The sequence below is a fragment of the Mycobacterium sp. genome (assembly GCF_050701515.1).
GTDB lineage: Bacteria > Actinomycetota > Actinomycetes > Mycobacteriales > Mycobacteriaceae > Mycobacterium.
In genome coordinates, this window is sequence record NZ_JBOGDB010000147.1 from 1 (window position 1) to 10,286 (window position 10,286).

The following is a 10,286-nucleotide window of genomic DNA, read 5'->3' on the forward strand; positions in this document are numbered from 1 at the left end:
GCTCGGGCCGGCCGGCCCGCCGTCGTGGCGCCGGCCCGCGCGGGATGCGCTGTCGCGGTGGGGCCGGCGGCAGCCGCCGCGGATAGCCGCGCAGCCCGGGACCCGGCGGGACACGTCGGCCGGGCACGGGTGGGCCGCCGCCCCGCTCGAACGGGGGCTGCGCCGGACCAGCGTGCCGGCCCGCGGTACTCATTTCAGACGCTCTTCGCCAGGGTGAATCGGGGTCCGGGGGTCTTCGTCGGGGTGGCCGAGGGCCACCTCGAGCGGATCCGGCCGGTCCAGGTCGGCGGGATCGGGCTGGCCCCGGAACCGGTGCCACAACCGGCGTCCGGCCAGCGCGACCAGAACGGCGCCGGCCGCCAGCGTGATGAAGAACAGCACCTGGCCGTAGGCGTTGGAATGCACCGACAGCCGTACCGGCTCGCCGAGCGGCAACCCGTCCGCCGTGAACAGTGCCACGTCGACAGCCACCCGCTGGGTGAAGTGCACCTCGATCGGCACCCGTAACGGCAGGTAGCCGGGTGGCAGTTGGATCTCGCCCAGGTCGGTCACCGTCATTCCGGGCGGCGCGTCGACCTGCAGCCGCACCCGGATCGGCACCGGCAGGTTGTTGCGCAACGCCAGCGGAAGCGGACTGCGCTCGGTGGCCAGGGTGTAGGAGCCACCGGGGTTGACGATGGTGACCGCGTTGAAGAGATCGTTGACGGTGGTGCTGACGGTGGCCAGGCGCTGCTGCGCCAGCGCGTTGCGGGCGTCCGGCGGCACCGATTGGCTCAGCGCCCGCAACATGTCCTCGCGCAACGGCGCGGTGTAGCCGATACCGGTCAGCCCGGTGCGCTCATCGGTCGTCAGCGCCACGGTCAGCCCCCACAGTCGGCCGGTGGTGCCGGCGATGCCGGCGGTCACTGCGTCGTCGAACCGGGCGCGCGGGTTGCCCATCGCACCGTCGGGCAGCGGTTGGATGTCTCGCTGCGGCACCGCGTCACCTTCGGCGATCACCGCGGTCAGCGGTCGAGGCGCGGCGAGCCCGGCGCGGATTGTGGTGGCCATCGCGCTCAGGATCGCCGCGGCGTCGTCGGCCTGCAGGCTCCAGGTCAGCGGCGGCATCAGGATCTGGGTACGCGGTCCGCTTGCGGGCTGCAGGCCGCGCCACAACAGCGAGCCGAGCGCGTCCTGGCGGCGGGCCACCTGCGAATCGTGTTTGAGCGGAATATCAAGTGCGGCATCCAGATACGACGGCGACCACGGGTCGGTGCCGGCCCCGGCCAGTGCGGCGCCGACGGTGGGGTCGAACGGTGCGGCGACCAGTTGCGGTGTGTAGCGGATCGGCGCCACCTCCGCGGTCGCCGGCTCGCCGGTCGCCGAGTCTTGCGCAGTGAGATCGGCCGCGGCAATCGCGACCGTCGGGCCCTGGGCGGACAGCAGTTCGATCGCCGGACCGGTCAGTGGACCGTCGCCGACCACGGTGGCGCCGCGAGTCGAGGTGATCCCGAGAATCTGGTCGACGATGTCCCCGGCGCCGTTGGTGGCGATCGCACTCAGTCCCGGATCGCCCACCCGATGGAGTGCGTCGAGGTCGGATTGGGCGTAGGACGTCGGCGCGACGCACATCCGCTGGGCGAGTGCCTTGAGCCGGTTCAGCCACTTCACCGCGGCGTCCTGTCCGGTGCCGGGATGCGTCGGTGTGGCCGGGCCGAAGTCGGGTCCGTCGTTGACGACGTAGCCGCCGGTCATGGCGTTGACGGTGACCAGCAGGTCGGGATCGACAGCGAGACACAGCGCACTGCGCACCCGCCCGCCCGGGTCTACCGAAGGACTGGTGGCGAAGTCGACTGCCGACAAGAGAGTGTCGAGCCGGCCACCCGGGGCCAGTGACCCGGCGAGCTCGTCGTCGATCAACCGCACCGGGGTCGTCCCGCCGGGAGCACCCGCCGCCAGCCTCGGTCGGTCGGCAAGGGGCCACATCATGGTGAGGCGCACCGGGTTTGAGGTATCGGGCGGCACCACGTCGGCCAACGAATCAGCCGACGAGTCGGCGCCCGGCTCGGGGGGCACCCCGATCACCGGCAGCAGGAAGCGGCCGTCGTCGAGGCGGGCGGGCTCGCCGTAGTCGGGTGTGCCGTTGACGTTGACCAGCAGCGGGTAGACGCCGGGCTGCTGGACGTTCAGCGAGGGCAGGTCCGGGGAGCGCAGCGGGTAGGCGAGGGTGAACGGAACATTCTGGCCGCGCGGCAATTCGGGGGCCAGGGTGATGAAGTCGGCGACCGGCTGGAACTGGTCGTTCGCGCCGCCGAGGTTGGTGCGCAGGCCGGCCGAGGAGCTGACGGCCGCGGCGTGTTCGAGGCGGACCATGACATCGCGGACGGGGCGGTCACCGACGTTGAGCACGGTCCCGGCAACGGTCACGACGGGTGAGCTGGTGGTGCTGACCACCTCGGGGGTGACGCGGTCGATGCGAACCTGCAGGAAAGGCACCGAGCTGGGTTCGCCGGCGGCGGCCCGCGGCGCTACATCGGGCGCGGCGGCAAGGAAGAGCAGTGCCAGCGCGGCGAGTAGTCGCGGTAGCACGGTCCCCCGGTCGGCGATCACGGCCCTGGTCCGCAGCCGTTCGTCCGTCGGCCCGGTTGGGGTGGGCTCGGTTCGTCGGGACGTCGGTTGCGGGTGTGCGAGTGCGTCTGGGCGCGCCGACGCGGCGAGGTTCGGGGAAGCGGCGGCAGCGCGGCGGGCCCGTCGGTGTGCAGCTTGTCGATCAGCTCCCCGGCGACCACGGCGAGCCGGCGCTCGTCGGCGTAGGCCAGCCTCGACGGCAGCTCCTTGAGCGGCACCCAGGCCACCTCGCTGACCTCGACGTCGTCGTCGGACAACTCGCCACCCAGGAAACGCATCAGATAGTGGTGCACGGTCTTGTGCACCCGGCGGCCTTCGGTGACGAACCAGTAGTCGATGCTGCCGCGCGCGGCCAGCACGCCGCCCTGGATTCCGGTCTCCTCGGCGACCTCCCGGATCGCGGTCTGTTCGGCCGTCTCACCGAGCTCGATGTGGCCCTTGGGCAGCGACCACAGCATCCGACCGCGCCGGTCGATGCGCCCGATCAGCGCCGCGACCTGGCTCTCCTTCGGCCCGTCGATACCGTCGATGACCAGCCCGCCCGCCGAGGTCTCATGCACCGTGCGCAGCCGGCCGGGTCCCCGCCGGGACGCGCGCGGCTTGTCCGGCTTGTGCGGCTTGTGTGGCTTGTGTGGCTTTGGCTGGCCGCCGGGGATCGGCGCAGCGGTGGTGGGTGGCACCACGGCGTTGTTGTTGTGTTGTTCGGGCGGACCGGCCGCACGCCGGCCGCGACGCCGCCCGCGGCGCCGTCGTGGTTTGGCCCATTCGCCGTCCGACACCCAAGCGATAGTAGCTGCCAGCCATATTCGCTCCCGCCCCACTCGCCGGTCGCTGCGAGACCGTTACCCTCTAAGCTCATCGAACGTGCCCGATTCCAGCCAAGACAACACGGCTGACGCCGAGGTATTGGCCCGCGCCGCCGTGGCCCTCGATCGGCATGCCGACGTGTTGCGCGACGTCGGCGCGGTGTTCGCTGAAGCGGGCCACGAGCTGTACCTCGTCGGCGGCAGCGTCCGCGACGCCCTGCGCGGTCAGCTGGCCAGTGACCAGGACCTGGACTTCACCACCGACGCCCGGCCCGAACAGATGCAGAAGCTGCTGCGGCCATGGGCCGACGCGCTGTGGGACACCGGCATCGAGTTCGGCACCATCGGAGTTGCCAGGGGCGAGACCCGCATGGAGATCACCACCTTCCGCGCCGACACCTACGACCAGGTGTCGCGCAATCCGCAGGTGCGGTTCGGTGCGCGTTTGGACGACGATCTGGTGCGCCGGGACTTCACCGTCAACGCGATGGCGGTGCGCATCACGCCCAACGGCCCGGCCGAATTCCATGATCCCGTAGGCGGTTTGGCCGCCCTGCGTGCCGGCGTTCTTGACACGCCGTCGGCGCCCGAGGTGTCGTTCGGTGACGATCCGTTGCGGATGCTGCGGGCGGCGCGCTTCGTATCGCAGCTCGGCTTCACAGTGGCGCCGCGGGTCGGTAAGGCGATCGGAGAGCTGGCGCCGCAGCTGGAGCGCATCACCGCCGAGCGGGTGGCCGCCGAGCTCGACAGGCTGATCCTCGGCGCGCAGCCGACGGCCGGCATCGACCTGATGGTGGAGAGCGGCCTTGGCGACGTGGTGCTGCCCGAAGTCGGGGCCATGCGAATGGCCATCGACGAACACCATCAGCACAAGGACGTCTACCAGCATTCGCTGACGGTTTTGCGGCAGGCGATCGAGTTGGAGGACGACGGCCCCGATCTGGTGTTGCGCTGGGCGGCGTTGCTGCACGACATCGGCAAGCCGTCGACGCGGCGGCACGAACCCGACGGCGGTGTTAGCTTCCACCACCACGAGGTGGTGGGCGCCAAGATGACGCGCAAGCGGATGCGGGTGCTGAAGTACTCCAAGCAGATGGTCGAAGACGTGTCGCAGCTGGTGTATCTGCATTTGCGCTTTCATGGCTACGGCGGGACCGATGGGGCTGGCAAGTGGACCGACTCGGCCGTGCGCAGCTATGTCACCGACGCCGGCCCGCTGTTGCCGCGACTGCACAAGCTGGTTCGGGCCGACTGCACCACCCGCAACCAGCGGCGCGCGGCGCGGCTGCAGGCCAACTACGACGAGCTGGCGGCGCGGATCGCCGAGCTGTCCGCCAAGGAAGACCTGGAGCGGGTGCGGCCCGACCTGGACGGCAACGAGATCATGGAGCTGCTCGGCATACCGGAGGGGCCGCAGGTCGGCGAGGCGTGGCACTACCTCAAGGAGCTGCGGCTGGAGCGTGGGCCGCTGAGCCGCGAGGAGGCCACCGCCGAACTGCTGAAGTGGTGGAACGACAGACGCTAGTCCGCCGTCCGAACGGCTATGGAGTACTGCCTGGGTGACGGGGACGGTTCGGCGACGATGTGGGATGCGCCGCTGGACACCGATGTCGACGGTGACGGCCGGCTGGACGCCGTAGGTTTGGATTTCGACGGCGACGGTTTGATCGACGATGCGATGGCCGATCTCGACGGCGACGGCATCGCCGATCACGCGGTGCTGGACGGCGAGCGCTACTTCACCGACGACGGGTCGGGCACCTGGGCGGTGAGCGTGGACCGCGGCGGACACGTGCGCTGGTTCGGTCTGGACGGGGTCGAGCACACCGGCGGGCCGATGGTCGACTTCGACGGTGGCGGGTTGGACGACGACCGGCTACTGGATGTGGACGGCAACGGGCTGGCCGATCGCGCGCTGTGCGGCGATGTCGCCTATACCGACACCGACGGTGACGGGCGGTGGGACATGAAGCTGACGGACAGCGACGGCGACGGCGCCGCCGACGCCGCCAACGAGCTGTAGGTCAGTCCCGGCCGGGACCGGGCGGGCCCGCGAAGGCCTGTGCGATGGTCAGCCAGCGCTGCGCGTCGTCGCCCTCGGCTATCACATCGAGCGCCGCGCGCGGCCGTCGCTGGGTGACCAGCATGCAGAAGTCCTCCGCCGAACCGGTGACCCGCTGCGCGGCGTCCTTTGGGCCCCACGTCCACATCGAGCAATCCGGCGCCCGCAGCTCGACCCGGAACTCGTCGGCCGGCGCCGCAAGGCCGTTGATCGCGAACGCAAAGTCGCGGGTGCGCACACCGATGTGAGCGATCGAGCGTAGCCGCGCGGTGGCGGGCCGCTGCACGCCGAGGGTGTCGGCGACGTCCAGGCCGTGCGCCCAGGTTTCCATCAACCGGGCGGTGGCCATTGAGGCGGCGCTCATCGGCGGCCCGAACCACGGCAGTTTGCGACCATCGGGCACGGTCAGCAGTGCGTCGTGCAGCTGTGCGCGGGTGCTGCGCCAATCGGCGAGCAGCTCCGCCGGCGCAGCGGCGGCGAACGCTTCTGCTCCGTTGTCGACGAAGCCCGCCGGATCGGCTGCGGCGGCCTCCAGCACCGCGGCGAACCCCGCCTCGTCGGTGACGGCGGTCAGCGCCACCCGGTCGGTCCACACCAGATGGGCGATCTGGTGTGCAATCGTCCACCCCGCGGCCGGGGTGGCGCGCGCCCACGCCTCGGCCGGCAGGTCGGCGACCAGTTCGTCGAGCGCGTCGCTTTCGGCCCGGAGATCGTCCACCATCGGGCCCGCCGTCGCCATGCGGGTCACCCTAACCGTTACTGATGTGGGTGGCCGTTGTTGGCCAGCTGTTCTCAGCCCGCGGGCGGTGCGCGGCGAGCGACGCCGGCGTGCACCGCCAGCCCGGCGAGGTAGACCGCCGAGCCGGCCAGCACCAGACCCGGCGACCGGCCGTCGGCAGGGATGACCGCCGCAGAGGCGGTCAGCGCGACGATGAAGCCCATCCAGAACAACGCGTCCTGCACGGCGAACACGTGTCCGCGTAGCGCGTCGTCGACGTCGATCTGCATGGCGCTGTCGGCGCACAGCTTGACCACCTGACCGGCGGCGCCGAGCAGGAATCCGCACACCACCATCATCGGCAGCTGCAACCCCGAGCCGCCGAGTTGGATGAGCGCGGCCAGCAGCAGCGCACCGTTGGCGGTGCGGTAGCGACCCCAGCGGGCGACAGCCGCCGGGTTGATCACCGTCGCCAGGAAGGATCCGGCGCCGGTGGCGGCGACGAACAGCACCGCCGTGCCCAGGCCCGCGACGTCCTGGGAATCGCTGTGCCGCACCATCACCAGCACCAGCATGGTGTTGATGCCCAGCACCGCGCGATGGGCGGCCAGCCCCGAAAGCGTCCCCGCGACGGTGCGAACGGCCAGCACGGTCCGTACGCCGTGCAGCCATCCGGTTGCCACCGCGTAGACCACCGACCCGTGGATCGCCCGCGCGCTCGCGTGCGGCCCCAGCACCTGCGGCGGGAAGCGCAGCGACAGCAGCAGCGCGAGCGACACCGGTATGGCGACGATGAAAATGACTGCGGCAGCGCCGGTGTCACCGGCACCGAACACCCAGCGGGCCGGCAGCATGAAGATGGCCCCCAGGAATGCCGCCACCGCGCCGGTGGCCGTGGCCACCGAGTTCATCGCCACCACCCGTTCGCGCGGCACCACGTCCGGCAGTGCGGCCGAGAGGCCGGAGGAGACGAAGCGGGTGAAGCCGTTGACGATCAACGCGCCGAACAGGATCGGCAGGTCGCCCGCGCCGGCCGCGAGCAACGCGGTGATGCCGAGCACCAGCACCGCCCGGCCGAGGTTGGCGCCGACCAGCACCAGCCGGCGGTCCCAACGGTCCAGCAGCGCACCGGCGAACGGTCCGAGCACCGAGTACGGCAGGAACAGCACGGCGAACGCGCCGGCGATGGCCCACGGGTCGGCGGCACGGTCGGGGTTGAACAGGATCGCGCCGGCCAGGCCCGCCTGGAACAGCCCGTCGCCGAACTGGCTCACCGCCCGCAGCTCGAGCAGGCGCCAGAATTCGGGCAGGCTCCGCACCGACCGCCAGAGGGCGATGGGTGCGCGAGCGTCGGCCACGATAATCACGGTACAAATATCTCGGCGGGCCGCGCTTGTTCGCCACCTTGACCGTTCGCTGGTGCCATGATGGTGGGGTGCCGCAGCCAGAGGACCCGGAGGATTTCGTCGCACCCACGGCGCACCGGGTGCGGGCCGGAACACTGCTGCTGGCCAACACCGACCTGCTCGAACCGACCTTCCGGCGCAGCGTCATCTACGTCGTTGAGCACAACGACGGCGGCACGCTCGGTGTGGTGCTCAACCGCTCCAGTGAAACCGCGGTCTACAACGTGTTGCCGCAGTGGGCCAAGTTGGCCACCAAACCCAAGACGATGTTCATCGGCGGGCCGGTCAAACGCGACGCGGCGCTGTGCCTGGCGACACTGCGCGTCGGCACCGACCCGAACACCGTGCCCGGGCTGCGGCACGTGCAGGGCCGGATGGTGATGGTGGATCTGGACGCCGAACCGGACTCGATCGCCCCGGTGGTGGAAGGGGTACGCATCTTTGCCGGCTACTCCGGCTGGACCATCGGCCAGCTCGAGGGCGAGATCGAGCGCGAGGATTGGATTGTGCTGTCGGCGTTGCCATCCGATGTTCTCGTCTCGGCGCGGGTGGATCTTTGGGGGCGGGTGCTGCGCCGTCAACCTCTGCCCCTGTCCCTGTTGGCCACCCATCCGGTGGACATCAGCCGGAACTGACCTCCGGCGCGGTCTGCTGGTGAAACACCGTCAGCGGCAACATGATCAGCGCACAGCTCAGTGGCAGGACAGGGTGCACGTGGCGCAGGTGCCGCCGCAACCCACCGACGATTCCCTGGCGGCGACGAACTTGGCGCTTTGCCAGCAGCCGGCCGCGACAGTGGCGATCGCGCCGACGACGCAGACCACCACGACCAGCAGGCCGGTCTGCGGGGGTGTGGACAATGCCACCACGCCGGCGACGGCCAGTATCGCCGCGGCGGCGAGCTGCGTCGGTGCGACCGCGCGCAGGACTTGTCCGACAAGGTCACTGGACCGGGGCCGGGAAAGTATCCACCCGCCGAGCGCGGCGGTGACGACGGCGGCGCTGAAGCAACCCAACGCCGCAATGAGCATGCGCCACACCTTACGAGGCGCGGCCGCGGTGCGCCGAGGGTGGGGCTTACGCCGGCGGTGGCAGCACGGGTAGACCCGGCGGTGCCGGCGCGCCTGGAGGTGGTGGCGCGGATGTGGGGTTGGGCACACTGACCTTGAACCCCTTGGCGATGGCGTCGGTGTCGGCGGCGGCGGCGACCGCCTCTTGGACGGTGGTGGTCAGCGACAGCGACACCAGGTACCTGTCGGGCCCGGCGGTGGCGATGATGTGCCGGCGAGACGTGTTGAGGGTTTGGCTGTTCTCCCGGTAGGTGCCCTCGATCACGGCCGATGGCATGCCGCCGTAGTCGGCCAGCGACGCATCGGTGGTCCGCCACGCCGGCAGTTGTTGGCTGTCGATATAGCCGTGGGTGATGGCCTCCTTGGGATCGAAATCGCCGACCAGTTTGTAGACGATGACCTGCGCGTTCGAGGTGTAGATGCCGTCGCCGCCGACCCGGTCGGCGAGCACGACGAACGCGTCGGGCACGTTCGGGTCCGGCACCCGCGACCAGCCCGGCGGTACCGGCAGCACGATGTTGAGTGCCTTGAAGTCCCGGCTGACCTGCGGCTCGAGCTTGACGCCCTTTTCCTTGAAGTAGTCGGCCATCGTCACCGACGTGGCAGGCAGCAGGGTTTCCGGCACCGCAGCGGCGGCAGCGGGCACCAAGCCGGTAGCGCCCTGCACGGCGGGGGCGGCAGCGGCGACCCCCGATTGTCCGGCGGGCTGCGCGACGGCCATTGCGCCGGGCAGCGCGGTGACCGTCTGCGTCACCGTCGCGACGCCCGGCGGCGGTGGTTGCGGGTAGACGGGGTCAGCCGCGGCGGTGCTGCCCGCGAAGCCGAGGACGCCGGCCACGCCGGCGGCCGCACCACCTGCCAGAACCCGCCACCGGCGGGCATTCTCGATCATGACTCGGTCCTTCCGAAGTCCTTCCGAACAATATGGGGCATGCCCCGCTGCTGGTCAGGCGCCGACTGTATCCAGCGCGCCGACGCGGCCACTAGGCCTGGAACCGACCTGGAATCAAGCCCTGACCGCTCCGCAACGAAACCGATACCAACCCGTGGCCGAACTTGGGGCCGGAGCGGCCCTTATACCCTGTTGACGTGAGCACTGAGGCGGTCGACGGCGCAGACGCCGACACCCCGCAGCACCGCTACACCGCGGAGCTGGCCGGGGAGATCGAGCGCGCCTGGCAGCAGACGTGGTCGCAGCGCGGAACCTTCAACGTGCCCAACCCGGTTGGATCGCTGGCGCCGCCCGACGGTTCCCCGGTGCCCTCCGACAAGATGTTCGTCCAGGACATGTTTCCCTACCCGTCGGGTGAAGGTCTGCACGTCGGGCATCCACTCGGCTACATCGCCACCGACGTCTACGCCCGCTATTTCCGGATGACGGGCCGCAGTGTGTTGCACGCCTTGGGGTTCGACTCGTTTGGTCTGCCCGCCGAGCAGTACGCGATGCAGACCGGGACCCAACCGCGAACACGGACCGAAGCCAACATCGTCAACTTCCGCCGCCAGCTCGGCCGGCTCGGGCTGGGTCACGACGCCCGCCGCAGTTTCTCCACCACCGACGCCGAGTTCTACAAGTGGACGCAGTGGATCTTCCTGCAGATCTACAACGCGTGGTTC

10 protein-coding genes and 1 pseudogene are annotated in these 10,286 nt (G+C 70.4%); 4 read left to right on the forward strand and 7 right to left on the reverse strand.

Features of this window, described 5'->3' with window-relative positions:
- From ACRDU5_RS12375 to ACRDU5_RS12385, 3 genes and pseudogenes are all read right to left on the reverse strand, one after another.
- Positions 1 to 193 (reverse strand): annotated as a pseudogene (locus ACRDU5_RS12375) (hypothetical protein); the annotation flags it as partial.
- The gene (locus ACRDU5_RS12380) at positions 190 to 2,589 is read right to left on the reverse strand and encodes a DUF6049 family protein (RefSeq protein WP_526614834.1); all 2,400 of its coding nucleotides are present in this window, start codon (positions 2,587 to 2,589) and stop codon (positions 190 to 192) included. The gene ACRDU5_RS12380 and the pseudogene ACRDU5_RS12375, both read right to left, overlap by 4 nt.
- Positions 2,586 to 3,386 carry an NUDIX hydrolase gene (locus tag ACRDU5_RS12385; protein ID WP_526614835.1) on the reverse strand — a complete coding sequence of 267 codons (801 nt, stop codon included), beginning with the start codon at positions 3,384 to 3,386 and terminating at the stop codon, positions 2,586 to 2,588. Before ACRDU5_RS12385 ends, ACRDU5_RS12380 begins: the two co-directional genes overlap by 4 nt.
- 127 nt (positions 3,387 to 3,513) lie before the next feature.
- On the opposite strand from ACRDU5_RS12385, the gene ACRDU5_RS12390 reads away from it, so the two are divergent.
- Together ACRDU5_RS12390 and ACRDU5_RS12395 are read left to right on the forward strand one after the other, a co-directional pair.
- Positions 3,514 to 4,938, forward strand: coding sequence for a CCA tRNA nucleotidyltransferase (locus tag ACRDU5_RS12390; RefSeq protein ID WP_526614844.1), 1,425 nt, complete (start codon positions 3,514 to 3,516; stop codon positions 4,936 to 4,938).
- A gap of 18 nt (positions 4,939 to 4,956) precedes the next feature.
- The gene (locus ACRDU5_RS12395; protein ID WP_526614836.1) at positions 4,957 to 5,436 is read left to right on the forward strand and encodes a pullulanase; all 480 of its coding nucleotides are present in this window, start codon (positions 4,957 to 4,959) and stop codon (positions 5,434 to 5,436) included.
- A 1-nt stretch (position 5,437) separates the two neighbouring features.
- On the opposite strand, the gene ACRDU5_RS12400 is transcribed toward ACRDU5_RS12395, so the two are convergent.
- Positions 5,438 to 6,214 carry a TIGR03084 family metal-binding protein gene (locus ACRDU5_RS12400; RefSeq protein ID WP_526614837.1) on the reverse strand — a complete coding sequence of 259 codons (777 nt, stop codon included), beginning with the start codon at positions 6,212 to 6,214 and terminating at the stop codon, positions 5,438 to 5,440.
- A 53-nt stretch (positions 6,215 to 6,267) separates the two neighbouring features.
- Positions 6,268 to 7,551, reverse strand: a complete 1,284-nt coding sequence (locus ACRDU5_RS12405) for an MFS transporter (RefSeq protein WP_526614838.1) — start codon at positions 7,549 to 7,551, stop codon at positions 6,268 to 6,270.
- A gap of 77 nt (positions 7,552 to 7,628) precedes the next feature.
- Here ACRDU5_RS12405 and ACRDU5_RS12410 point away from each other — a divergent pair, with 77 nt between their 5' ends.
- A complete protein-coding gene (locus tag ACRDU5_RS12410) occupies positions 7,629 to 8,234 on the forward strand; it encodes a YqgE/AlgH family protein (protein ID WP_526614839.1) in 606 nt (201 codons plus the stop codon).
- Between the two features lie 57 nt (positions 8,235 to 8,291).
- On the opposite strand, the gene ACRDU5_RS12415 is transcribed toward ACRDU5_RS12410, so the two are convergent.
- A complete protein-coding gene (locus ACRDU5_RS12415) occupies positions 8,292 to 8,630 on the reverse strand; it encodes a hypothetical protein (RefSeq protein ID WP_526614840.1) in 339 nt (112 codons plus the stop codon).
- A 46-nt stretch (positions 8,631 to 8,676) separates the two neighbouring features.
- Entirely contained in the window at positions 8,677 to 9,561 is an 885-nt protein-coding gene (locus ACRDU5_RS12420) for an LpqN/LpqT family lipoprotein (protein ID WP_526614841.1), read from the reverse strand.
- 197 nt (positions 9,562 to 9,758) lie between these two features.
- On the opposite strand from ACRDU5_RS12420, the gene ACRDU5_RS12425 reads away from it, so the two are divergent.
- Positions 9,759 to 10,286 (forward strand): class I tRNA ligase family protein (locus ACRDU5_RS12425; RefSeq protein ID WP_526614842.1); only part of this gene is annotated, 528 nt, incomplete at its 3' end.

Bases quoted from the DNA above. Each gene is read 5' to 3' on its own strand.
- ACRDU5_RS12395 (WP_526614836.1), top strand. From the start codon at position 4,957: ATGGAGTACTGCCTGGGTGACGGGGACGGTTCGGCGACGATGTGGGAT.
- ACRDU5_RS12420 (WP_526614841.1), bottom strand. From the start codon at position 9,561: ATGATCGAGAATGCCCGCCGGTGGCGGGTTCTGGCAGGTGGTGCGGCC.
- ACRDU5_RS12415 (WP_526614840.1), bottom strand. From the start codon at position 8,630: ATGCTCATTGCGGCGTTGGGTTGCTTCAGCGCCGCCGTCGTCACCGCC.
- ACRDU5_RS12400 (WP_526614837.1), bottom strand. From the start codon at position 6,214: ATGGCGACGGCGGGCCCGATGGTGGACGATCTCCGGGCCGAAAGCGAC.